This is a genomic window from Cytobacillus sp. EB106-05-05-XG126 (assembly GCF_058791715.1).
Genome location: NZ_JBYTDU010000005.1, coordinates 208,955 through 231,509, shown reverse-complemented (window position 1 = coordinate 231,509; position 22,555 = coordinate 208,955). Strand labels below are relative to the sequence as shown.

Genomic DNA, 22,555 nt, shown 5'->3' with positions numbered 1-22,555 from the left:
AATTTCATAGATTTAGAAAGGGAACAGACACTTGTCCGCTCCCTTTTATTTTTATCTTTTTTGAATGAAAAAGGAAGAAAGTAGTATTTTAGTGAAGGAATGGAGCTGCGAAAATGAGACTATTTTCCGATCTGCCGGGTGAAAAAATAAATAAAATGTTTTATAAAAAGCCTGGCTATTTTAACAAGAGATCTGACAGGGAGCTATTATCATATGCTCTTGGGGCAACTTTATATATGCCGGCGACAAGGCCTAATATTCACCAGGATCTGCTGTCAAAAAAGCATGCTGGCCTTTCATCCATGGTCATATGCCTTGAAGATGCAATTGGTGATGATGAAGTGGAAATGGCGGAAGATCTGCTTTGTTCGGAATTGGAAAATTTAAGCTCAGACCTTGTGAAGGGTCTTTGTGAAGAAGAAGATCTCCCTTTGATCTTCGTGCGAATCAGGAGCTATGAGCAGCTTATGAGACTCAAAAGCAGAATTCCGAATGGAATGCATCTCCTGACCGGCTTTGTCCTGCCTAAGTTTTCACCAGCTGAAGGATGCAGAATTTTAACTGAAATAAAAGAGCTTAATTCTCATGGGTATTGTTTATATGCCATGCCGATTTTGGAGACGAAAGAAATTATTCAAAAAGAAACAAGGCTTGAAGAGTTGATCGGCATAAAGAAAGTGCTGGACCAATATTTTGAGCTGGTTTTAAATGTGAGAATTGGAGCTACGGATTTTAGCGGACTCTACGGAATACGAAGAAATTCTGATACGACAGTTTACGATATTGCTGTAATTAGAGATTGCATATCAGATATTATTAATATTTTTCTGCGTGCGGACCAGCCGTATGTCATTTCAGGTCCGGTCTGGGAATATTTTTCCTCAAAAGAGCGTCTTCTAAAGCCTCAAATAAGGCAAACCCCATTCATGGAGCGTCTCGGACAGGATGGACTGAAAATGAGAACGGACTTAATTGATCGGCATATGGATGGTTTAATAAGAGAAATTGCAATGGATATTTCAAATGGCTTAACAGGGAAAACCATTATTCATCCAACCCATATTAGGCCAGTACAGGCATTGAATACGGTAACACTTGAAGAGTACCTGGATGCTCAGAGCATCGCCGGTCAGGCCGGTGGGAAAATAGGGGTAATGAAAAGCGATTATCAAAACAAAATGAATGAAATAAAACCTCATTTATTTTGGGCTAAAAAAATATTATTAAAATCAGAAGTATACGGGGTGCTGCAGGATGAGATCACATACATTGACCTACTCAAAAACGAAACATTCAATTCAGATACTCAACTCATTAACCGTTAATATTCATATAACTGAGAACCCATTTGAGCTGCTCCCTGAAGATTTATTTGTCATGGCAGCAAGAATTAACAAGAAAAGATCTTTCTTATTTGTCAGCAAAGTACTCGGGAAGCATATACCGATAGACCCGAAGATCGGACTTCTGACAGGAGAATTGCTCGCCAGCCGTTATATGGAGAAGGTGAAGAAGGTGGAGACCGGAAAGGCCGCAGAGCTTTTATCCGCTATTGAAAACGGTACAGATTTCTTGAACAGCAGTCCTTTTATTGATAAAGACCATAACCCGGTTATTATTGGATTTGCCGAGACAGCAACGGCACTTGGACATGCTTTCTTTCAATCATTTAAATGTGCCGATTACTTTCATACAACAAGAGAGCAGCTGGCAAATCAGAATTCAGTCATAACTTTTGAAGAAGAGCATTCTCATGCTACTTCACACAGATGCTATGCAGATGCAGACCTTTTGGATAACAAGAGGGAGATTATTCTTGTCGATGATGAAATGACTACAGGAAAAACAGCTATTAATATCATCCGCTCCATTCATGAACGCTTTCCGAGAAGGATGTATACAGTTGTCTCCATCCTGGATTGGCGTTCCCCAAATGATCAAATCCTGTTTGATGATTTGGAAAAAGAGCTGGGCATTATTATTAACAATGTGTCTCTTCTAAAAGGGGAAATCGATGTAAATGGGACTCCTGATGTGAATAAAGGTCAGTCATCAGGCGAGCTTTCAGGACAAACTGCACAGATTTCCTATATTGATATAAGTAAAGAATTCCCTCAATTATTAAGCCGGACGAATGAACCATCAGTTACTTTAAACGGTGAGATCAGAAATATTCCCTACTTAAAAGATTCGGGCCGTTTCGGGCTGGATGCAAAACGCCAGGCCGGATTAAGTGTGTCATTAGCTGAGATTGGCCAATCCTTATCCCGAAAACGGGATGGAAGAAATACATTATGTCTAGGAACCGGGGAGTTCATGTATATCCCTATGAAGCTTGCCTCCTTAATGGGGGAAGGCGTAAAGTTCCACTCAACAACACGCAGTCCCATCTTTGTAAGAAATGATAAAGATTATGGAGCGCAATACGGCATTTCCTTTCAAAATCCTGAAGACCCTGAAATGGCACAATTTGTTTATAACATTCCAGACGGTTGTTATGATGAAGTGTTCCTGTTTTTTGAAAGAGAACCGGAAAAAGATTCCCTCATGCCTTTTATCAATCAATTAAAAAAATATATTAAAGATGTAAAAGTAGTCTACTTTAACGGAGGTGGAAAAAATGAATAAAACAGCAGATAAATTTGGCTCATATAGTAAAGATGATGTTGTCTTTTTATTAAAGGATTTAAGCGGATATTCACTTGAAGGATCCATTGAACAAAGAGAAAAAAACATTCAGTCCGGTCAGCATTATAGTGAAACGCTTCCTATTGAATATCAGCCGCCTGAAAAATACCTTTCCCTGTTTTGGGAAACGCTTGATGTTTATAAACGGAAAACAGCATTGTCAACAGGAGCGGTTTCTGAGCAGATCTGGAAGCAAAAAGGAAAAAATACTGTTTTAGTTTCTCTCGCGAGAGCAGGAACACCTGTTGGAATTCTGATAAAGAGGTATCTTTCTGAATTTTATGGTGTGAGTTTGCCGCATTACAGCATTTCCATTATCAGGGACCGGGGGATTGACGAAAATGCCATAAAGCATATTCTAAACTCACATCCCGGCTGTGAAATTCAGTTTGTGGACGGATGGACAGGAAAAGGGGCTATCTCCATTGAATTAACCAAGGCCTGCAGACAGTTCCAGGAAACTTATGGTGTTATTCTTGATGATACCTTGGCCGTTCTTGCTGATCCTGGGTATTGCACAACTCTATATGGAACGAGGGAAGATTTTCTGATTCCAAGTGCCTGTCTCAACTCAACTGTTTCAGGATTGATCAGCAGAACAGTATTAAATAAATCCTTAATTGGGCCGGAAGATTTCCATGGCGCCAAATATTATAGTGAGCTGGAAGAGGCTGATGTTTCAAACCAATATCTTTCAGCTGTAGCAGATGAGTTCCCGGCTATTAAGCAGGAAGCTGCTGAACTTGCGAAAAGGATTATGGAAAACCCTGGGGAAGCAAGTTTTAAGGGCATGGAAGAGATTCAGAGAATACAAGAGGAATTTAATATTGAATCTATTAACTTTGTAAAGCCGGGAGTAGGCGAAACAACCAGAGTTCTTCTAAGAAGGCTTCCATGGAAAATTCTGATGAAAGATCCGGAAAGTCCATATGTTGGCCATATTGTCATGCTGGCCCGGGAGCGGAATGTTGAGGTTATTCATTATCCTGATATGAGTTATACCTGCTGCGGATTAATTAAAAAGACTGGAGAAAAATCATGAGGATGTTTGCATCAGATTTGGACAGGACACTGATCTACTCAAATAAAGCACTTGCTGATTTTGGGCAGTCAGGAGAAGATTTAATAGGTGTTGAGCGTAAAGATGGCAGGGAAATTGCCTTTATGACACAAGAAGCTCGGAGATTACTGAAAGAGATATCTGCTCAAATGCTCTTTGTGCCTGTTACAACGAGGACTTATGAGCAATATAAGCGTATTTTCATTTTTCAGGATGTCCTTAACATTCCTTACACTGTCACATCCAATGGTGCCAATATCCATTATTATGGAAAACCTCTTGAGGAGTGGTTCGTCATAGTCCGAAAGAGGCTGAAGTCAGAGTGTGCTTTGCTTGAGGAAATGATGGACAGGTCAAAAAGCCTGGAACTGAACGGGAAAATAAAAATGGCTGAAAATCTTTTCTTTTATTATATTCTTGAAGAAAAATTAACAGCTGAAGCCAAAAAAGCAATGGCTGATCTGGCAGAATCCTTTGGATGGAGGATATCCCATCAGGGAAGAAAGCTGTATTTTATGCCAAATCCCATCTGCAAGGGCGAGGCAGTGAAATTTATTCAGGAACGGGAAGATATAAATATAATATTTGGGGCAGGAGATTCCATGCTTGATCATGACTTTTTAAAGTACTGCGACTATGCATATGTCCCCAGCCACGGAGAACTGGCAGCTGAAAAGTCCATCTCATCTCCTTACTTGATTACTGCTAATATAGGGACAGCGGCAGGGGAAGAAATTCTAAATAATATACTAAATAGTATGAAAGAAAGAGTTTAGTCCGGCTGGTCCCTCAGCCATTTTTTTAAAACGATAAATAAGCAGATGCAAAAAGTATAGCTTCCTGTAAAGATTAAGCTGCTGATGGGAATAGACTGGTAATTGGCAAAAGAGAAAATGGCAAGGATCAATGACAGGAAAAAGACGTCTATAAAAACAAAGGAACTTGAACATAAAGTATTCCTGATTATATCCAGATCATGATCAATCCCCCGATATCTCACTCTTCGAAAAAGCAGCCTCATACTTACTCACCTTCCTCTTACAAAGTACTCCACTTTATGCGGGGACAGGGATAAAGGTGAAAGAGTCCATTTGAGGTCAATCAGCAATGAAAAATATTGCCGGAATGAAACTTTCTTACTGTTTATACGTAAAGAAAGTGAACGATTTTTAGAAAAAGGCTGTATTCCTATGATATGATGGTAATAAGTTTACATATTTTTTTCCCGTGCCATTATCCGGGAACTGAAACGCAATTTTTGAATGAAATGATAAGAATGCATCTTTCGCTCATAGAGGGAAGGGATAATAATTGAACTTGTCGTACAGTCAAATTAAAACTCACATCTTAAAGGTTACATATGAGAACTGGAGCTCTCAGTTAAAAAAGCCTAATCATGAACGTGAAAGTTACAGAGAGGAACAGCAAACGCTGCATGTTGGCCAAATTGTTGCCAGATTTCTTGGAGTTCCCCTCGATGAAGATGAATATTATAATCGTCTTTTTGATCTTATTCACACAGAGAATACAGGGCTTCTCCTCCTTAGTGAAGAACATTTGGATAAAACCATTAATAATCAGCAGTTCCAGGCGATACAAAAAGTCCTGAATATTAACCGGGAACAGAATTTATCCATAAACCGATTTGCTGCTTTTCTAGATGGAGAGCAGCTGCTGCTCAAATCTTCCTCACCTTCTGTGCACAGGAAAATAAGAGAAGCGATGATCGGTATGCTGAATCTGTTTTCTGAAAAGGAATCAGGCGGCTTGAAAAACCAGGATATAAGAAGAGTGCTTGTTGATGTGATTAAGTGGTCCGCTAATCACTTAGGCACAGAACTTAAAGATATTGACCCGAAATTGGGTATGCCAAAAGTCCTTTGGTACGGGAATGGGAAAAAGAGTCATTATTACTTTTTGTACTACTTAATTCAAATCGGATGCGATATTCTTTACTTTTCTCCTTCAGGAGAAGATCTTTTTGCAGGGATGGGTCAGGAAGTTCAGGATTCTTTTGTACATCATTATCCTGAAAAGAAAAAGCCAGAACCCTTCCCGCAGGAAAAGAGACGAAGGAGTGCTACAGTCGCCTACAGGGCATCCAGGGAAATAGAAACCATCCTTAACCATGAGGGTTCAGGACTTTATAAACCCTGGCAGCTTAGGGAGTATACTCCTTCTTCTGTGACCTTGAAAACCACTTATGATGAACTTTTTATTTTAATTAAAGAGAAAGCTATGATCCGCCCAAACTTTGAGGTGAAAGATGGAAGGGTCATGATACCGTCTATTTTTTCAAAGATTCAGGGAGTAAGCAGGAATCGCAAGGAATATTGGGATCGAATACAAACGATCAGCCAATATGAAGAAAGTCTGCTGATAAAAAGATTCCCCTTCACGAACAGCGTCAACAATGATTTTCGTTTCCATTATCGCAATGCACTGGACGGGGATGGGAAGCTTGACCCTGAAAAAATCATTTCAGGGCACTATTGGAGGTATCAGCAGCTTCCTGGAGGTCTACAAAATGGAATTGCAAAGGCCATTAGAAATATGTGTGATCGCCCGCGATTAAAGCCGCTGCCTGGTGAATCGGAAGAAGAATTGAAGATTTATCTGTTTAGCCAAAGCCTGCAAATCCCGCCAAGCATTCTAAAATTAATGCAGCAATTTGATTACTCTCAGGAAGTCCCTAAGATTATCCTCTATAATAACGAGCTGAACGGAACGATGGTAAGAACAGATGCCGCACTCCTTTTGCTGCTTAATCAATTTGGGATAGATATTGTACTGTATAATCCGCCGGGCCATAACGACATTGAAAACTTCATTGAGGAAGATTTATATGATGTTCATTGGCTTGAGGATGTTGTTTTTGAACAGGAATTTAAGGAGCCATCCCTTCTAAAAAAGGTTCTCTTTCAAGGATTATTAAAAAATTTAAAGGGTGATTGAAAATGAATCCGACCAAATCAACAGAACTAAATTTAACAGCCCAGCTGCAGGATGATAAATTAACCGAAAATAACGTTTCAGAAATTAAGCTTGCTTTAAGGCAGGAGCCTGAGGTGCAAAATCTGGCCAGGTCCATTGATGAGAAGGATCAAATCCAAATACTTGAATTCGGCAAAGAGCCTGCTGTCCAGATTTCCCGCTTCTCTGACCAGATATTGAGCAACATGAGAACAACGAAGGTTGAAGATTCAGGTGAACTTTTAAAACAGCTCGGCAGAATCATGGACAAATTTGACAAGAAGGATTTCGAGCAGGGACCTAAAGGCATCTTTGGCAAGCTTTTCAAGCGCGGAGAAAAAATGATTGAGAAGCTTTTCGGAAAATACCAGACAATGGGTGCGGAAATTGATAAAGTGTATGTTGAAATTTCCAAATACCAAAGTGAAATGGTCGATTCCACAACCATGCTTGAACAAATGTATGAGCAGAATTATCAGTACTATCTGACGCTTGAAAAATATGCTGTTGCTGGACAAATGAAAGCCGATGATTTAAAGGCCAATCAGCTTCCACAGCTGGAAGCGCGGGCGGCTCAGGGGGATCAGATGGCTTCGATGCAGCTTGATACGTTAAGAAATGCCGTCGATTTACTCGAACAAAGAGTTTATGATCTTGAAATGGCTAAAATGGTTGCCCTTCAGACAGCACCGCAAATCCGGCTGCTGCAGAGAGGAAATACCAAGCTTATCGGCAAGATTAATTCTGCGTTTGTAACCACTATTCCAATCTTTAAAAACGGTCTGATTCAGGCAGTTGCAGCCAAAAGGCAAAAGCTGGTTGCTGATTCTATGAGCGAGCTGGACAGACGGACAAATGAAATGCTGGTGCGCAATGCGCAGAATATTTCAAACCAAAGTGCTGATATTGCAAGATTGGCAGGCGGTCCAAGCATTAAGATTGAAACGATTGAGGAATCCTGGAATATTATCATGAAAGGTATGCAGGAGACAAAATCAATAGAAGAAGAAAACAAACGTCTGCGAGAAGAAGGAACCAGGAGACTGGAACAGCTCCAGGACAATTTTAAAAAAATGAAGCAGCAGGGTTAGTCAGCTGCACATTTTTAAATAAAATATAAATTATTGACGAGGTGGAATTAATATGGCAATAAATCTTCAAAAAGGCCAGCGTGTTGACTTAACTAAAGGAAATCCGGGATTATCAAAAATTATGGTAGGATTAGGCTGGGATCCAGTGCAAAAAAGCGGAGGCGGCGGTCTCCTGGGATCTTTATTCGGAGGAGGCGGCGGAGCAAATATCGACTGTGATGCTTCTGTAATCATGCTTGGTGAAAATGAAAAGCTTAAAAGCAATAAAGATGTCATTTACTTCGGCAATTTAAAAAGCAGCGACGGAAGTGTCCAGCATACGGGGGACAATCTGACAGGAGCAGGAGATGGAGACGACGAGCAGGTGCTGATTGATTTAAGCAGAGTGCCTGCACACATTCACAAAATGGTGTTCGTTGTAAACATTTATGACAGTGTAAAGAGAAAGCAGCATTTCGGAATGATTCAAAATGCATTCATCAGAGTAGTAAACTCCGGCAACAATCAGGAACTGATTCATTACAACCTGACTGACAACTACAGCGGAAGTACCAGCTTAATAGTTGGAGAGATTTATCGCCATGGAAGCGATTGGAAGTTTGCAGCAGTAGGTACTGGAACTGCTTCTCCCGGCCTTTCAGATGTAGTGCGTTCTTATTCTTAATAAAAATAAGCTTCAAAGGGGCCCGAAATCACTCGGGCCCTTTTTGAATTTTCATAAAAGTTTCCCATCATTTGTTTCCTTTTAATCCTCCTTTCATATGTTATAATTTTAATAGATTATCAGATCGGTAAAAGATTTTTTCTCCATTCAGGCAGTTCCGCAGCTTATACACTTCAAAGAGCTCTGTTGCCCGCAAATTATACATCTTAGACTAGCAGAAGGGGCTTTTAACATGCGCAAAATGGTACTTACATTTACAATTATAATCGTCTCCCTTGCACTGCTTGGGAATTCTCAGGCTGCCATGGGCGGCATCAAACTAAAGGATTACCCGCATTCTTCCCAGCTTAAAGAGTTTCTCAGTCTGAAATCTCCACGCCAGCTTGGTGAAATCTTTATAGTGCCTCTCGAACCTTTTGATGAGAGAGAGGCTGCAGAGATGATTTCCCGAGTGGATCATCTGCCCGCTTCCCTGCTCTCCAAAATAGAGGGTGAAGATATTAGGGTGAAATTATTCACGGGGAAACTTACTGATAATCCTACAGCGCAGCATCTTGCAGGGGTAATTCCCCGCGGCTATACAGGGGATACCACTTGGGATGATGTCCCGGGGATTGGCGGCGCAAAAACAGTCCTTGTAAAAATAGGCTTCAGTGAGAAGGGGAAAGGTCATGGATCCGTTAATCTGGAACTTCATGAACTTGCCCATTCTGTTGATCGTCATGTTTATAATGGCATTCGATTTAATCAGAAGTTTCTCTCTGTGTGGAAAGCGGAAAAAGCTAAATTGTTCCCGGGCCAAAATTATCTTCTTTCCTTCCCGGAAGAATATTTCGCTGAGGCATTTGCGATGTATTTTGCAGAAGGGGAATCGAGGGAATTATTAAGAGAGAATGCTCCGGAAACCTATGATTTTATAAAAAAATTAAACTGATTTTACCTGTTTTTTTATAATTTTTAACTAATGTTAAACAATCGGAAATTGTGTACAATAGCAATGAGTATTTTAAAAAGGTTGGGTTGATATGAAACAATATTTGGATCTTTGCAGGCATGTCCTGGAAAATGGCACTAAAAAAGAAGACCGTACAGGCACAGGTACAATAAGCACGTTTGGATATCAGATGCGCTTTGACCTGCAGGAGGGCTTCCCGCTTGTTACGACTAAGAAATTGCATCTGAAATCCATTATCCATGAGCTATTATGGTTTTTAAATGGAGATACAAATGTGAAATACCTTCAGGATAATGGTGTGCGGATATGGAATGAGTGGGCAGACGAGGAAGGGAATCTAGGGCCCGTTTATGGACATCAGTGGAGATCCTGGACAGGTGCTGATGGAAATACAGTCGATCAGATCACCAGTCTGATTGAGCAAATCAAAACAAATCCTGATTCCCGCCGTCTGATTGTAAATGCATGGAATGTTGGAGAAATTGAAAAGATGGCTTTGCCGCCTTGCCACTGCATGTTCCAGTTTTACGCTGCAGATGGAAAGCTATCCTGCCAGCTTTATCAGAGATCTGCAGATGTCTTTCTCGGCGTGCCGTTTAATATTGCTTCCTATGCTTTACTGACTATGATGGTTGCGCAGGTTTGCGATCTGGAGCCTGGTGAATTTGTTCATACTTTCGGCGATGTGCATATCTACCAGAATCATCTTGAACAGGTAAACCTCCAGCTGGGCCGTGATCCCCGAAAGCTTCCAAAAATGAAGATTAATCCAGATGTGAAAGATATTTTCAGCTTTAAGTTTGACGATTTCCAGCTTGAAGAATATGATCCACACCCTCATATTAAAGGAGTTGTCAGTGTATGATTTCTTTAATGTGGGCAATGAATGAGAATCGTGTAATCGGCAGGGATAATAAACTTCCCTGGCATTTGCCTGAGGATTTAAAGTTTTTTAAAAGAACGACGATGGGGCACCCGATTGCCATGGGGCGCAAAACCTGGGATTCAATCGGGAGACCTCTGCCGGGGAGAGAAAATATTGTAATAACCCGGAATAAATCTTTTTCCTGTGAAGGATGCACAGTAGTACATACAGTTGAAGAGCTGCTGAAGTACAGCGGCGATAGGGAGGATGAAATCTTTGTCATTGGCGGTGCCGAGATTTTCAAAGCCATTCTTCCTGCAGCTGATCGTCTATATCTGACTATGATTTATGACCAATTTGAAGGGGACACCTATTTTCCGGAATTGGACATGTCAGAATGGGACCTTCTTTCAAGGGAGAAGGGCACAAGGGATGAAAAAAATCCGTATGATTTTGAATTCCTCATTTATAAAAGAAAATAACCTAAACAGCAGCTCGCGCCCGCGGGCTGCTGTTTTTAATTATTAAACTGTAAACATATAGTGAAAGGATCCTGATTAATATATAATGTAAAACATCCCAACCCTTGGAGGTATGTATGCTTCGATTAATAATCTTTTTTCTTTATATGGGCGGATACTTGATTTATAGCCTGCCTGCTCTATCCCGGATGAGAAACCTGAATTCAGCACTTCCCGTTGAAGAGCGCGACTGCATCATCCATAAAGTGCCCCAAAAGTGGTCCAGGACAATAATGAAAATATCAGGCTCTCAAGTAAAAATTACGGGGCAGGAATTGATCCCCGAGGGGCCTGTTGTCATTGTCTGCAACCATGAGGGGGATTTCGATATTCCAGTCCTTCTTGCATCCATTAATAAACCTTTTGGTTTTATTTCGAAAGTAGAAATGAAGAAAGCACCCATTATCTCATCATGGATGGAAGTCATGAATTGTGTCTTTATTGATCGCAGCAATCGCAGAAGTGCTATCGATTCTTTAAAGAATGCTGCAGAGCTTTTAAAACAGGGACACTCTCTCCTGATTTTCCCGGAAGGGACGAGGAGCAGGGGAGGGCAGGTAGCGCCTTTTAAAGTAGGCGGATTCAGGCTTGCACAGGATGCAGGTGTTCCGATTGTGCCAATATCCATTAAAGGGACAGCAGATGCCTTTGAAAAGAATGGGAGACTCATAAAGCCGGCTAAAATAGAAATCAGGGTGTGCAAGCCTGTGAATGCCAGGATTGTTAAAGATATGGATGCAAAGTTTCTTGCACAGGAAGTAAGAGGGATAATCTGCGGCAGTCTTTCGGACAGAAAAATCGCTTCATAAAAAGAAGGCCCCAGTCAGTCAGGGGCCTTTTAAGAGGTAAATTATAAATTCGGATTCACTAAATAATCTGTGAGCTTCTGAATCATTCCGTGGTATTCCCTGGGATCGCAAAACTCTTCTGCGGTAAAGTTCTCTTTCACCCACTCTATTAATTCATCTGCACTGTTGAAGTACTCTCCACTCGTGTCGCTTTTCCGAATCATATACCTGCCGTTATCTTCATCCACTGTTACTTCCACAGGCAAAGCGCTATCCAGACTGCATAAAGAAAACTCCATTCCTGCACCCCTTTGAGATATAAATTAACTTTTGCTTATTATATGTCAGTTTTATCAGTTTCTATCCATAAAATAATTCGAAAAATGTAAATTTTTAAAATACCGGATTGAAATCGTGATTTGTCATGGTATAATGTACAAATTAATAACTTGTAAAGAAGAGGGTGGCAAAATGGAACAGAAACTAATGACAAAAAAATGGGTGCAGTTGGAAGATATTTTGATTGCATACCAGCAGCTAAAGGATGTTGTTGCCCATACACCTTTACAGAAAAATGAACGCCTATCAGAAAAGTATGAGTGCAATGTATATTTGAAAAGGGAAGATCTTCAGCATGTTCGCTCATTTAAATTAAGAGGCGCCTACTATAAAGTTAAATCTTTAACTGCAGAGGAGCTTGAAAACGGTGTAGTCTGTGCAAGTGCAGGGAATCATGCGCAGGGAGTTGCCTATGCATGCAGACACCTTGGGGTTCAGGGGAAGATCTTCATGCCGGCGACCACGCCGAGACAGAAGGTGAGCCAAGTAGAGCTGTTTGGGAGAGATTCAGTGGAGATCATACTTGTTGGAGACACTTTTGATGATTCCTATCATGAAGCTCTTAAATGCGCCACTGGGGAGGATATGGCATTTATTCATCCGTTTGATGATGAAATGGTGATAGCGGGACAGGGAACAGTAGCGGTTGAAATGCTTAACGATTGTGAAGAGCAAGTCGATTTTGTTATTGCCAGCATTGGCGGAGGCGGGTTGATGGCAGGACTCAGCACATACATAAAAAGCATTTCACCGGAAACGCAGATGATTGGGGTTGAACCTGAAGGAGCACCCTCTATGAGTGAAGCAATCAGGGTTCAAACAGTAGCACCCCTCGGGGAGATTGATAAGTTTGTAGATGGTGCTGCGGTAAAGTGTGTCGGTGAAAAAACTTATGACATCTGTAATGAGCTTGTTGATGATATTTTCATGGTTCCCGAAGGGAAAGTGTGCACGACAATCCTTGAATTATATAACGAGCATGCGATTGTGGCAGAGCCTGCAGGTGCTTTGCCGATTGCTGCATTGGATATGTGCAGAGATCAAATTAAGGGAAAGAATGTTGTATGTGTGATCAGCGGGGGCAATAATGATATTGGCCGCATGCAGGAAATTAAAGAGCGTTCCCTGCTTTATGAAGGCCTGCTTTACCACTTCATAGTGAATTTCCCCCAAAGGGCAGGGGCATTAAGAGAATTCCTTGATGAAGTGCTTGGCCCAACGGACGATATTACACGTTTTGAATATACGAAAAAAAATAATAAAGAAAATGGTCCGGCCCTTGTAGGAATAGAACTGAAGCATAGGGAAGACTATAGCGACCTCATAGTGAGAATGAATAAAAAGGGATTCTCTTACAAGGAGATAAACAAAGACAGCAACCTTTTTCATCTTCTTGTATAAGTATCCGGATGACTTGCAGATCCCTATTATTTAATAAGATATGTGACTGAAATATGAATTTTTATGATATCTGTGACATTTCCTTTGAAAAGTACTATAATCGTATTAGATTCAAAAGGGAAGTACTTTAAAGGAGATGTGAATATGCTTTCAAATATCGGTGTACCAGGATTAATTTTAATCCTTGTTTTGGCGTTAATCATATTCGGTCCAAAAAAGCTGCCGGAAATTGGCCGTGCTTTTGGTGAAACACTAAGAGAATTTAAAAAATCTACCCGGGACCTGACCAGTGACGTGATGGATGAGCTTGAACAGGATACTAAGAAAAAAACGGTTAAATAAGGTGTAAGGATATATTTCTTGCACCTTTTTGTTTTGGGTTAAGATACAACAGGCTGGGCCAGATATAAAATTAGCAGGAGAATCGTATGGAAGAAAAAGAGTTAAATTTAGTCGAACATCTAGATGAATTAAGAAAAAGACTCATTATAACGGCATCAGCATTTATCCTGTTCTTTATTGCAGGCTTTGTGTTTGTGGAGGATATTTATAAATGGCTGGTAAGAGACCTGGACGTCAAATTGATTGTCCTGGGCCCAAGTGATATAATCTGGGTTTACTTTATGCTTGCTACGGTCATTGCCGTTGCAGGAACAATTCCCGTTCTGGCTTTGCAGATTTGGCTATTTGTCAAGCCTGCCCTTACAGCAGCTGAGCGGAAGATTTCTCTTTCTTATGTGCCGGCGCTATTTATTTTGTTCATTATTGGCCTTTGCTTTGGCTATTTTGTCATTTTCCCCACCGTATTAAGTTTTCTTGTTGATTTGGGAGGAGAATTGTTTGAGGCCAATTTCACTGTGGATAAATATTTCCGCTTTGTCCTTAATATGACTTTGCCTTTTGGAGTTTTGTTTGAACTCCCGGTAGTCATCATGTTCCTGACTTCGCTGGGAATTATAAATCCTTATGTGCTTACTAAAATCAGAAAGTATGCTTACTTTGTCCTTGTCGTGATTTCGGTAGTTATATCACCTCCTGACTTCATGTCTGATATTCTTGTCACAATTCCATTGCTTCTGCTCTATGAAATAAGCATCAACTTATCAAAAATTGTCTACAAAAAAAAGCTGAAAAAGGCAGAGAATACAGGAGAGGCATCTTCATAAAAAAAATAATGTGATAGCATAATCAGACACATTTCGAGCCGTATTTGGGGTATAATATTAACAAACGGGTGAAAAAGAGGATTGATATTTTGCTATTTAAAAGCCTAGAGTTCAAAAATGCTGTTGGACAGAAGGTAAAAATTACTGAAATTCCTGTATTGGCAAAAGATAGCCCTTATTATTTTATGATCCAAGTCCGTTTAAAAACTTTTATTGCGGCCACTAATGCCAATCCACTTAAGAACCATTCTTTTAGAGAATATCTAAAGCGAGTTTTAAAGTGGCCCGTCTATGAAGAGATTTTTAAGACTCCAGAATTAAAAAATAACGCTTAACAACATTGATGCCGGCAGCCAGCCGGTATTTTTTTGGCCGCTTGGAAGAGAAAAACAAGCTATATATTTATTGCTTTATTTGTATTTTGCTTGAATGTATAATATGAACTAATTGTTAATGCAGGGGAAGTGAAAGCATAATGGCTAAAATTAAAATTGTTACTGATTCAACAGCTGACCTATCCAGCGAATTTCTTGAAAAATTCGATATTGAAGTCGTCCCGCTATCTATTCACATCGATGGTGATACATACTTGGACCGGGTTGATATTACTCCATCTGAATTCATGAGGAAAATGAAAGAATCGGACGAGCTGCCTAAAAGCTCACAGCCTCCCGCGGGAGTGTTCGCAGAGGTGTATGACAGGTTTGGTGACCAGGGCTATGAAATTCTCTCTATTCATATGACTGGCGGAATGAGCGGTACTGTTCAATCAGCGGAAAGTGCAGCAGCTATGTCACATGCAAATGTTACAGTGGTAGATTCCAGATATATTTCCAAAGCACTGGCTTTTCAAGTCTTGGAGGCTGCGAAAATGGCCAGAGAAGGTAAAAGTATTCAGGAAATTGTCAGCCGGCTGGAAACCACACGCAGCAATACTAAGTTGTTTGTAGTAGTGGACACACTGGAAAACCTTGTGAAAGGCGGGAGAATTGGCAAAGGCAAAGCCATGATCGGGTCCCTGCTGAATATAAAACCAATTGCCTCGCTTGAAGGCGGTGTTTATACACCTGTCGCCAAAGTAAGAAGCCATACCCAGGTTGCAAAATATTTGGCCAAACAATTTGCAGAAGATATTAAAGGGAAAACAATTAGAGGTGTAGGTCTTGTTCATGCAGAGGGCATTGAGTTAGCTTCTAAGCTGAAAACAATGATAGAAGAGCTGGATGCTGGCGCAGAAGTTGAAATCGAAGAAACAACTCCAATTATCAGTACACATACAGGTCCAGGTGCAATTGGGTTTATGTATCATCTGGAAGATAAATAAAAAGGACGCATAGCTCTCAGGCTATGCGTTTTTTTGCGAAATCAATTTTTTCTCTAATCATGGTTAGGAATAGTGAAATCATAGACTTTTATCCTATTTGAAAATATTTGCCATTCTTGATTATCCCCGGAATAAAATGAATTATGGGGGTGTAGGGTTGAAGAGGAAAAATGTATTATTTTTTAGTGACTTTGGTATTGACGATTTTGTTGCAGTTATATTTGCGTTTTTCTCAGAGGAAATCAATATCGTCGGGATTGTTGCTGATTATGGAAATGTTTCCAGGGACGATGCCGTCCGAAATGCGGCTTACCTTCGTGAATTGACCGGACAAAATACTCCTGTATTCAGCGGAGCCGTATTGCCTTTAACCGGCGAGGTTCCGGTGTTTTACCCGGATATTCACGGCATAGAAGGGCTGGGTCCGATTATTCCTAACCTGGAGAATTCCAATAACATGTTTGAAAACTTCGATGATTTTAAGGAACTGATTGAGAACTATGAAAATGATATAACAATCGTTAATGTAGGCAGACTTTCTTCATTGGCGACGGCCTTTATCCTTTATCCGGGACTTATGGGTAAAGTCAGTGACTTTTATATTATGGGAGGGGCATTCAATGTTCCGGGCAATGTGACTCCAGTGGCTGAAGCAAATTTTTATGGGGACCCGTATGCGGCTAATGTTGTGTTTGCCAATGCACCGAAGAAGATTCATGTCTTTCCTCTGGATGTTACCATGTCTGCAATCATTACTCCAGCACTTATCGATTCTCTTGATGCCTATTATCAAAAAGTGCAAAATAAAGTCGGCTTGATTCTTAAGCCTATGGTTGATTATTATTTCAATTTTTATAAGGAAACCTATCCAGACATAAGCGGAAGTCCCATGCATGATTTATTTACATTGTGGGCAATGCTTGCGGGGGCTGAAATTCAATATCAGGATGTACCGGTAAAGATAATTACTGACAAAGGGGAGGCATTTGGCCAGAGCATTGGAGACTTTAGAAATGTTCCTCCGGAAGATAAGATGAAGTACCGGATACATCAGATTGCTGTGCAATTTAATTATTCAAACTTCATAAAAACATTTTATGAGATTATGACGAACCATAAAACGAAACCATCCTAAAAATTTTTCCATCCATCAGTTTGTCATAATAATAGAAGAAGGTTCTTATTCACAAGTTTGTCATAAGTACTTCTTTCTTCTTTCATGAATATTTGCTAAAATTAGCATCGTAACTAATCAAAGCAGGTGAATGTATGAGGAAAAAAGTTTTTGCTTTAATGGCTGCTGCTTTTATGCTTGCAGTTCTTGCAGCATGCGGACAGAGCGGCATAAAGGACGCGTTAAATTGGGAACTGGCTGATTTTACGTATACAAACCAGGATAATAAAGAATTTGGTTTAAAGGATCTTAAAGGCAAGGTTTGGGTAGCCGACTTTATTTTTACCAATTGCGAAGATGTATGTATGCCCATGACAGCTAATATGAAGAAGCTTCAGGATTTGGCTGAGGAGGAAGGCATAAAAAATATTGAATTTGTTTCATTCAGTGTAGACCCAAAAGTGGATACACCTGAAGTTTTAAAGGAATTTGCATCTACATACAATGCAGATTTCAGCAATTGGCATTTTCTGACCGGATATGAACAGGAGGAAATTGAGAAATATGCTATGGAATACTTCAAAACCATTGTGAAAAAGCCGCAAACAGGTGATCAGGTAATCCATGGAACAGATTTTTATCTTGTTGACCAGAATGGTAAAGTAATGAAGTATTATACTGGTCTTAATGAAATTCCATTAGATGAAATTATGAATGATATTAAAGCATTGCAATAGACCTTGGACGAGGTCTATTTTTCTTTTCAGTTTAGTCCTTGCTGCTGCAGGAACAATGCTGATTATTTTTAAATTTGAGTTGCATGTTATAATATGAATGAGAAAAATGGGCAGGTGATAGTATGATAAAAAAATTCACCCTCATCTTTTGGATCATGCTGATTCTCGCCTCCTGCAGTTCAGTTAACCACAGCGATATAATTCATTCTGAAAAAGAATCCCGCCTGACAGTTAAAGAAGAAATTCCATTGGGTTTTTTCCCTCGAAACCTTACTGTTGCTGCAGTAGGTGATTCTTTAACCCAAGGGGTAGGAGACAGTACTGAACGTGGAGGGTACGTGCCATATCTTGAAATGTCACTGGAAAAAGACAAAAGTGTTCAAGACGCTGTTTTTTATAATTTCGGTGTAAAAGGCAATCGTTCCGATCAATTATTGAAAAAGCTGGGGACAGATGAGGTAAAAGAAGTTGTAAAGAATGCAGACGCGGTGATCATAACCATTGGCGGCAATGACGTTATGAAAGTTGTCCGTGAAAACTTTTCAAACCTAAAGCTGAGGGCCTTTGCCAAGGAAAAAGAAATCTATGAACAAAATCTGACTGAGGTTTTAGATTCGATAAAAGAGGTAAACCCAAATAGTAAAATTGTCTTAATAGGCTTATATAATCCCTTTTTAAAATGGTTTTCAGAAATAACGGAAATTAATGCTATTCTTGGAGATTGGAATGACACAAGCCAGGATATATTGAGAAATTATCCAGGCACTTATTTTGTTGAAATAGATGATATATTTGAAAATACCGATGATAATCTTTTATATACAGACTATTTTCATCCAAATGATAAAGGCTATGAATTAATAGCTGGTCGGGTCCATCAAATACTCACAGAGGAAGTGCTGAAAGATATTCCGTATAAAAGGAAAGCTGAAGGAAATGGAGAGAAGTTGATTGAAAGATAGAAAATGGAAAAAGCTGTTTTTTGCACTGCTGGCGATTAATGCACTCGTTTTAGCCGTGCTGTTTATTTTTATCAATATACCGGCAGATGACGAAAACTACACAGCGATCACCGAGAATAGTGATAATTACGTTCCTTTTAACATAAAAGCCAATAAAGAAGATTTGAATAGAGTCATTAACCACTACCTTGAAAAAGAAGGGCTGACAGGAGCAATAGATTACAAGGTCCTCCTAAACGATGAAGTTGATTTATATGGCACAATCCCTTTCTTCAGCCAGGATCTGCAGATGAAAATGTCATTTGAACCAGAAGCCTTGAAAAATGGAGATGTTGTCCTTCAGCAAAAGTCTATATCTGTTGGGCAGCTGAATCTTCCAGTTTCACATGTTCTGAAGCTGGTAAAAGACCGCTACAAGCTTCCGGAAGGTGTTACCATTCAGCCGCAGAAAGAAAGAATCTATGTGTCACTGCAGGAAATGAAGCTAAAAAGTGATGTGAAAGTAAAAGTGGATGAATTTAATCTAAAACAGGATGATATTCGCTTTACTCTTCTTGTTCCGGTTAAATGAGAAAAGGGAATCCTTCCGCAGCTTTGGAGGGTTCCCTTTTTTGATGCTTGATAAGCGGTAAAGCATTAATCTGCAATGATAATTACTTCGAGCTCAGGCTCTGTGGCCACGGAACCTACAGCCGCTAAAGTGTAGGCCTGGTCTGCTTTAAATTGCATTCGAGGGATGGACAACACTGAATTTGGGGTTCCCGCTATCCTGGCTTCCAAGTCGACGGTCATTGGAGTTAGTGCCATGTATTTGCTTGCCTGCCTGAAAGCGATATTGGGGAAAACAACATCCCTGTTTTTTACGGCAATATCAACTGCAGGAGCATCGCGTGACAGGTGGACAAATCTGATTTTTGTTTCGCCGGCAGGCACTTCAGGCTGATCTTCTAAAAGGACAAGCTTTAAGTTTGCTGAATTCCCTGCAGCCGCAATTGTATATACTTTATCTGCAGCAGCATTGATTTTTCTGCTTAGAAGAGTGGAAACCATGCTGCCAGCCGGATATATGTCTATCTGATGCTTGCCTGCAGGCAGTGCAGCATAACCGCTTGCTTCTTTATATGAAAAGTCCTTTAAAATTCGCGTGCCATTTATATAAATATCAATCGGACCGGCATCAGGGGAACCATGGAACATCCGTACTATTGCCTGCTGTCCCTGTTGAGCTTCTCCAGAAGGCGCAGAATTATTTGTACGCATCATTCGAAAAGCCTGATTGAGGCAATGTAAATGTTTATGGTAATAAGCAATATGCTGTGCAGCATCAATGTATTTAAAATACTGAGCCAAAAGATCATATTTTGCCGCTTTTTGTAAGTACCACTGCTGATTTCTCTCAGTAGGCATAATTTCCCTCCTAAATCTGCTTTAATACCATATGCTTCTCCCTGTGTGAATGCCACAAGAAATAAAAGGACTTTACTTCTGGATCAAAATTCCATATAATATAAACAAATAAACGAAAGCGGGTGATGTGCTATGACAAGAGAATTTTACGCAAATACGTCCATTGTAAATAATTCAGGCACAGCCCAAATGGAATTCGTTTAATCGAGCGGACCAGATTGTTTTTTTCTGCTTATTGAACTTTGCATGATCAAACCATGGGCTGATTGCCTATGGTTTTTTGTATGTAAAAAAATATTCGATAAGCATGGAGGAACAAACATTGACAATTAATAAACTTGGATTCGATCCCTTTTTTAAAGCCGCTTTTTCAGCGTATGAAGAAAAAGAATATCAAATGGGCCGGGTGGCTTTAGAGCATAAAAGAATGTATCGTGTATGGACAGATAAGGGTGAAATGCTCTGTGAAGTATCAGGAAAATTTTCTTTCGATGCATCATCAAGGGAGGATTTTCCTGCTGTAGGTGACTGGGTTGTCATCAAAGAAAGAGCGGATGAACAGCGGGGTACTATTCATGCTGTCCTTCCAAGAAAAAGCAAATTTTCAAGGAAGGCAGCAGGGGTGAATACGGAAGAACAAATTGTAGCTGCTAATGTAGACACCATATTCCTGGTTAATTCTCTTAATGAGGATCTAAACTTAAGAAGATTGGAACGTTATTTGCTTTTAACATGGGAAAGCGGGGCAGCTCCAGTGATTGTTCTTACCAAGGCTGACCTTTGTGAGAATCTGGAGGAAAAGCTTGCTGAGGTGGACACCGTCGCCATGGGTGTTCCTGTTCTCTCAATCAGCGTGATGGAAGAGAAGGGAATAGACCTGCTTAAGCCGTTTTTGGAGCCTGGAAAAACAATCGCACTGCTCGGCTCTTCAGGTGTTGGAAAGTCCACGCTTACCAATTACCTTCTTGGCGCGGAAAAGCAAAAGGTCCAGGATATTCGAATAAGTGATGACAAAGGAAAGCATACAACTACTCACAGGGAGCTCATTCTTCTTCCTGAGGGTGCCATACTGATTGATACCCCAGGAATGAGAGAGCTTCAGCTGTGGGAAAGCGAAAGCGGTCTTTCAGAAAGCTTCACAGATATTGAGAAAGCCGCTGAAAATTGCAGATTCAGGGACTGTACACATGAAAATGAGCCGGGATGCGCTGTGCATATGTTAATAGAAGAAGGAAGCATATCAGGAGCACGTCTTAGCAGCTATAAGAAGCTTCTCAAGGAACTCGCATATCTGGATAGAAAGCAGGATAAACGAGCCCAATCTGAAGAACGCAAACGCTGGAAAAAAATAAGTGCTGGAGCAAAGAATAAAAGAATGTAAAGATTCAGAAACCTCTTTTGTAAAGAGGTTTCTTTTGCATAAAATGAATCTTTTCATTAATCTTATGTATATAGCTTTAAATCATCATTTTAAGGGAAAAAGTAAAAGATAGAAAAGTGCCGGAAAGAGGTGGAGCAGAATGACAGAGAAACAATACGAAAAGGCAAGCTTCGCAGGAGGCTGCTTCTGGTGCATGGTAAAGCCTTTTGATGAACAGCCTGGAATAAAAGAAGTACTATCCGGATATACCGGAGGGAATGTAGAAAACCCTACTTACCAGCAAGTCTGTTCGGAAACAACTGGCCATTATGAAGCGGTTCAGATCACATTTGATCCTGAGGTCTACCCATATGAAAAGCTGCTTGAATTATATTGGCAGCAGATTGACCCTACAGATGCCGGCGGGCAGTTCTATGATCGCGGCCAATCCTATCAGACAGCGATTTTTTATCACAATGAAAAACAAAAGCAGTTAGCAGAAGAATCAAAACAAAAGCTTGAAGAAACTGGTCCATTTACAAAACCGATTGTTACCAGGATTCTGCCTGCTTCAGACTTTTATCCTGCAGAGGAATATCATCAGCACTATTACAAAAAAAATCCGGAAAGATACAATGCCTATCAAACCGGCTCTGGAAGAAAAGCATTTATTAATAAACATTGGGGTGAAGAATAATGGCAAAAAATAAAGAAGTTTTAAAGCAGAAACTTGATCCCATGCAATATGAAGTAACTCAGAATAATGGCACAGAGCCGCCATTCCGCAATGAGTATTGGAATGAATTTAAAGATGGGATTTATGTGGATATCGTTTCCGGAAAGCCTCTCTTCAGCTCAAAAGATAAATATGACGCAGGATGCGGCTGGCCAAGCTTTACAAAACCCATACAGGATGAAGAAGTTGTGGAAAAAGAAGACCGCAGTCACTTTATGGTCAGAACAGAAGTGAGAAGTAAATCAGCCGATTCGCATCTTGGTCATGTTTTTGATGATGGGCCGGGACCTGCGGGCCTCCGTTATTGCATTAATTCTGCTGCACTCAAGTTTATTCCTAAGGAAAAACTGGAGGAAGAAGGCTATGAAGAATATCTGAAATTATTTAATAATGAAAATTAAGAA

Annotated in this window: 26 protein-coding genes; 23 read left to right on the top strand and 3 right to left on the bottom strand. The window is 40.2% G+C overall.

What is annotated here, in order from left to right; genetic code table 11:
* The first annotated feature begins 113 nt into the window (after positions 1-113).
* From AC3WTL_RS17115 to AC3WTL_RS17100, 4 genes are read left to right on the top strand one after another with little or no spacing between them, the layout of a single operon-like run.
* Positions 114-1,325 (top strand): HpcH/HpaI aldolase/citrate lyase family protein, encoded by a 1,212-nt coding sequence (locus AC3WTL_RS17115; RefSeq protein ID WP_252219219.1) that lies wholly within the window; start codon positions 114-116, stop codon positions 1,323-1,325.
* A complete protein-coding gene (locus tag AC3WTL_RS17110) occupies positions 1,255-2,628 on the top strand; it encodes a phosphoribosyltransferase family protein (protein ID WP_248348601.1) in 1,374 nt (457 codons plus the stop codon). The genes AC3WTL_RS17115 and AC3WTL_RS17110 overlap by 71 nt, the downstream gene beginning before the upstream one ends.
* Positions 2,621-3,730 carry a cysteine protease StiP family protein gene (locus AC3WTL_RS17105; RefSeq protein ID WP_248348603.1) on the top strand — a complete coding sequence of 370 codons (1,110 nt, stop codon included), beginning with the start codon at positions 2,621-2,623 and terminating at the stop codon, positions 3,728-3,730. Before AC3WTL_RS17110 ends, AC3WTL_RS17105 begins: the two co-directional genes overlap by 8 nt.
* Positions 3,727-4,524: an HAD family hydrolase gene (locus AC3WTL_RS17100; RefSeq protein WP_248348604.1), complete on the top strand. Its 798-nt coding sequence runs from the start codon at positions 3,727-3,729 to the stop codon at positions 4,522-4,524. Before AC3WTL_RS17105 ends, AC3WTL_RS17100 begins: the two co-directional genes overlap by 4 nt.
* On the opposite strand, the gene AC3WTL_RS17095 is transcribed toward AC3WTL_RS17100, so the two are convergent.
* On the bottom strand, positions 4,521-4,769 hold the full coding sequence (locus AC3WTL_RS17095; RefSeq protein WP_048009404.1) for a hypothetical protein: 249 nt from the start codon (positions 4,767-4,769) through the stop codon (positions 4,521-4,523). The genes AC3WTL_RS17100 and AC3WTL_RS17095 overlap by 4 nt on opposite strands.
* A gap of 290 nt (positions 4,770-5,059) precedes the next feature.
* Between AC3WTL_RS17095 and AC3WTL_RS17090 the strand changes: the two genes are divergently transcribed.
* From AC3WTL_RS17090 to AC3WTL_RS17060, 7 genes are all read left to right on the top strand, one after another.
* Positions 5,060-6,703 carry a YceG family protein gene (locus AC3WTL_RS17090; RefSeq protein WP_435869259.1) on the top strand — a complete coding sequence of 548 codons (1,644 nt, stop codon included), beginning with the start codon at positions 5,060-5,062 and terminating at the stop codon, positions 6,701-6,703.
* A gap of 2 nt (positions 6,704-6,705) precedes the next feature.
* Positions 6,706-7,812, top strand: coding sequence for a toxic anion resistance protein (locus tag AC3WTL_RS17085; protein WP_222497986.1), 1,107 nt, complete (start codon positions 6,706-6,708; stop codon positions 7,810-7,812).
* A 52-nt stretch (positions 7,813-7,864) separates the two neighbouring features.
* Entirely contained in the window at positions 7,865-8,476 is a 612-nt protein-coding gene (locus AC3WTL_RS17080) for a TerD family protein (protein WP_197213839.1), read from the top strand.
* Between the two features lie 232 nt (positions 8,477-8,708).
* Complete coding sequence (locus AC3WTL_RS17075; protein WP_197213841.1) at positions 8,709-9,410, top strand: anthrax toxin lethal factor-related metalloendopeptidase; 702 nt, start codon at positions 8,709-8,711, stop codon at positions 9,408-9,410.
* Positions 9,411-9,501: 91 nt separating this feature from the next.
* Positions 9,502-10,296, top strand: coding sequence for a thymidylate synthase (locus tag AC3WTL_RS17070; RefSeq protein WP_252219216.1), 795 nt, complete (start codon positions 9,502-9,504; stop codon positions 10,294-10,296).
* Positions 10,293-10,778: a dihydrofolate reductase gene (locus AC3WTL_RS17065; RefSeq protein WP_252219213.1), complete on the top strand. Its 486-nt coding sequence runs from the start codon at positions 10,293-10,295 to the stop codon at positions 10,776-10,778. Before AC3WTL_RS17070 ends, AC3WTL_RS17065 begins: the two co-directional genes overlap by 4 nt.
* Before the next feature lie 116 nt (positions 10,779-10,894).
* Complete coding sequence (locus AC3WTL_RS17060) at positions 10,895-11,626, top strand: lysophospholipid acyltransferase family protein (RefSeq protein WP_248348607.1); 732 nt, start codon at positions 10,895-10,897, stop codon at positions 11,624-11,626.
* A 41-nt stretch (positions 11,627-11,667) separates the two neighbouring features.
* Here the strand turns inward: AC3WTL_RS17060 and AC3WTL_RS17055 are convergent, their stop codons facing one another.
* Positions 11,668-11,904 (bottom strand): hypothetical protein, encoded by a 237-nt coding sequence (locus tag AC3WTL_RS17055; RefSeq protein ID WP_048009397.1) that lies wholly within the window; start codon positions 11,902-11,904, stop codon positions 11,668-11,670.
* 172 nt (positions 11,905-12,076) lie between these two features.
* Here AC3WTL_RS17055 and ilvA point away from each other — a divergent pair, with 172 nt between their 5' ends.
* The 9 genes from ilvA to AC3WTL_RS17010 all read left to right on the top strand — a co-directional run bounded on the left by ilvA (position 12,077) and on the right by AC3WTL_RS17010 (position 19,219).
* Positions 12,077-13,345, top strand: a complete 1,269-nt coding sequence (gene ilvA / locus AC3WTL_RS17050) for a threonine ammonia-lyase IlvA (protein WP_248348608.1) — start codon at positions 12,077-12,079, stop codon at positions 13,343-13,345.
* Positions 13,346-13,489: 144 nt separating this feature from the next.
* On the top strand, positions 13,490-13,687 hold the full coding sequence (locus AC3WTL_RS17045) for a twin-arginine translocase TatA/TatE family subunit (protein ID WP_035331398.1): 198 nt from the start codon (positions 13,490-13,492) through the stop codon (positions 13,685-13,687).
* 86 nt (positions 13,688-13,773) lie between these two features.
* A complete protein-coding gene (gene tatC / locus AC3WTL_RS17040; protein WP_076260946.1) occupies positions 13,774-14,511 on the top strand; it encodes a twin-arginine translocase subunit TatC in 738 nt (245 codons plus the stop codon).
* 89 nt (positions 14,512-14,600) lie between these two features.
* Positions 14,601-14,846, top strand: a complete 246-nt coding sequence (locus tag AC3WTL_RS17035; protein ID WP_048009394.1) for a DUF2535 family protein — start codon at positions 14,601-14,603, stop codon at positions 14,844-14,846.
* 140 nt (positions 14,847-14,986) lie between these two features.
* A complete protein-coding gene (locus AC3WTL_RS17030; protein ID WP_248348609.1) occupies positions 14,987-15,835 on the top strand; it encodes a DegV family protein in 849 nt (282 codons plus the stop codon).
* Between the two features lie 157 nt (positions 15,836-15,992).
* On the top strand, positions 15,993-16,970 hold the full coding sequence (locus AC3WTL_RS17025) for a nucleoside hydrolase (protein WP_248348610.1): 978 nt from the start codon (positions 15,993-15,995) through the stop codon (positions 16,968-16,970).
* A 134-nt stretch (positions 16,971-17,104) separates the two neighbouring features.
* Entirely contained in the window at positions 17,105-17,686 is a 582-nt protein-coding gene (locus AC3WTL_RS17020; protein WP_197247725.1) for an SCO family protein, read from the top strand.
* Positions 17,687-17,808: 122 nt separating this feature from the next.
* Entirely contained in the window at positions 17,809-18,648 is an 840-nt protein-coding gene (locus tag AC3WTL_RS17015) for an SGNH/GDSL hydrolase family protein (protein WP_252219210.1), read from the top strand.
* Positions 18,638-19,219: a YpmS family protein gene (locus AC3WTL_RS17010; RefSeq protein ID WP_248348616.1), complete on the top strand. Its 582-nt coding sequence runs from the start codon at positions 18,638-18,640 to the stop codon at positions 19,217-19,219. The genes AC3WTL_RS17015 and AC3WTL_RS17010 overlap by 11 nt, the downstream gene beginning before the upstream one ends.
* Positions 19,220-19,284: 65 nt before the next feature.
* Here the strand turns inward: AC3WTL_RS17010 and AC3WTL_RS17005 are convergent, their stop codons facing one another.
* On the bottom strand, positions 19,285-20,055 hold the full coding sequence (locus AC3WTL_RS17005) for a DUF4397 domain-containing protein (RefSeq protein WP_252219207.1): 771 nt from the start codon (positions 20,053-20,055) through the stop codon (positions 19,285-19,287).
* 322 nt (positions 20,056-20,377) lie between these two features.
* On the opposite strand from AC3WTL_RS17005, the gene rsgA reads away from it, so the two are divergent.
* The 3 genes from rsgA (at position 20,378) to msrB (ending at position 22,552) form a co-directional block, all read left to right on the top strand.
* Positions 20,378-21,436, top strand: coding sequence for a ribosome small subunit-dependent GTPase A (gene rsgA / locus AC3WTL_RS17000; protein WP_226618435.1), 1,059 nt, complete (start codon positions 20,378-20,380; stop codon positions 21,434-21,436).
* Between the two features lie 139 nt (positions 21,437-21,575).
* Positions 21,576-22,112 carry a peptide-methionine (S)-S-oxide reductase MsrA gene (gene msrA, locus AC3WTL_RS16995; protein ID WP_222498008.1) on the top strand — a complete coding sequence of 179 codons (537 nt, stop codon included), beginning with the start codon at positions 21,576-21,578 and terminating at the stop codon, positions 22,110-22,112.
* Positions 22,112-22,552, top strand: a complete 441-nt coding sequence (msrB, locus tag AC3WTL_RS16990) for a peptide-methionine (R)-S-oxide reductase MsrB (protein WP_222498010.1) — start codon at positions 22,112-22,114, stop codon at positions 22,550-22,552. The genes msrA and msrB overlap by 1 nt, the downstream gene beginning before the upstream one ends.
* The last annotated feature ends 3 nt before the right edge of the window (positions 22,553-22,555 follow it).

Excerpts from the sequence above, each read along its gene's own strand:
- msrA (WP_222498008.1), top strand. The coding sequence starts at position 21,576 with ATGACAGAGAAACAATACGAAAAGGCAAGCTTCGCAGGAGGCTGCTTC.
- tatC (WP_076260946.1), top strand. The coding sequence starts at position 13,774 with ATGGAAGAAAAAGAGTTAAATTTAGTCGAACATCTAGATGAATTAAGA.
- AC3WTL_RS17020 (WP_197247725.1), top strand. The coding sequence starts at position 17,105 with ATGAGGAAAAAAGTTTTTGCTTTAATGGCTGCTGCTTTTATGCTTGCA.
- AC3WTL_RS17105 (WP_248348603.1), top strand. The coding sequence starts at position 2,621 with ATGAATAAAACAGCAGATAAATTTGGCTCATATAGTAAAGATGATGTT.
- AC3WTL_RS17080 (WP_197213839.1), top strand. The coding sequence starts at position 7,865 with ATGGCAATAAATCTTCAAAAAGGCCAGCGTGTTGACTTAACTAAAGGA.
- msrB (WP_222498010.1), top strand. The coding sequence starts at position 22,112 with ATGGCAAAAAATAAAGAAGTTTTAAAGCAGAAACTTGATCCCATGCAA.
- AC3WTL_RS17085 (WP_222497986.1), top strand. The coding sequence starts at position 6,706 with ATGAATCCGACCAAATCAACAGAACTAAATTTAACAGCCCAGCTGCAG.
- AC3WTL_RS17060 (WP_248348607.1), top strand. The coding sequence starts at position 10,895 with ATGCTTCGATTAATAATCTTTTTTCTTTATATGGGCGGATACTTGATT.
- AC3WTL_RS17055 (WP_048009397.1), bottom strand. The coding sequence starts at position 11,904 with ATGGAGTTTTCTTTATGCAGTCTGGATAGCGCTTTGCCTGTGGAAGTA.
- AC3WTL_RS17030 (WP_248348609.1), top strand. The coding sequence starts at position 14,987 with ATGGCTAAAATTAAAATTGTTACTGATTCAACAGCTGACCTATCCAGC.
- AC3WTL_RS17095 (WP_048009404.1), bottom strand. The coding sequence starts at position 4,769 with ATGAGGCTGCTTTTTCGAAGAGTGAGATATCGGGGGATTGATCATGAT.
- AC3WTL_RS17015 (WP_252219210.1), top strand. The coding sequence starts at position 17,809 with ATGATAAAAAAATTCACCCTCATCTTTTGGATCATGCTGATTCTCGCC.
- AC3WTL_RS17065 (WP_252219213.1), top strand. The coding sequence starts at position 10,293 with ATGATTTCTTTAATGTGGGCAATGAATGAGAATCGTGTAATCGGCAGG.
- AC3WTL_RS17100 (WP_248348604.1), top strand. The coding sequence starts at position 3,727 with ATGAGGATGTTTGCATCAGATTTGGACAGGACACTGATCTACTCAAAT.
- AC3WTL_RS17115 (WP_252219219.1), top strand. The coding sequence starts at position 114 with ATGAGACTATTTTCCGATCTGCCGGGTGAAAAAATAAATAAAATGTTT.
- AC3WTL_RS17005 (WP_252219207.1), bottom strand. The coding sequence starts at position 20,055 with ATGCCTACTGAGAGAAATCAGCAGTGGTACTTACAAAAAGCGGCAAAA.
- AC3WTL_RS17075 (WP_197213841.1), top strand. The coding sequence starts at position 8,709 with ATGCGCAAAATGGTACTTACATTTACAATTATAATCGTCTCCCTTGCA.
- AC3WTL_RS17045 (WP_035331398.1), top strand. The coding sequence starts at position 13,490 with ATGCTTTCAAATATCGGTGTACCAGGATTAATTTTAATCCTTGTTTTG.
- AC3WTL_RS17070 (WP_252219216.1), top strand. The coding sequence starts at position 9,502 with ATGAAACAATATTTGGATCTTTGCAGGCATGTCCTGGAAAATGGCACT.
- AC3WTL_RS17110 (WP_248348601.1), top strand. The coding sequence starts at position 1,255 with ATGAGATCACATACATTGACCTACTCAAAAACGAAACATTCAATTCAG.
- ilvA (WP_248348608.1), top strand. The coding sequence starts at position 12,077 with ATGGAACAGAAACTAATGACAAAAAAATGGGTGCAGTTGGAAGATATT.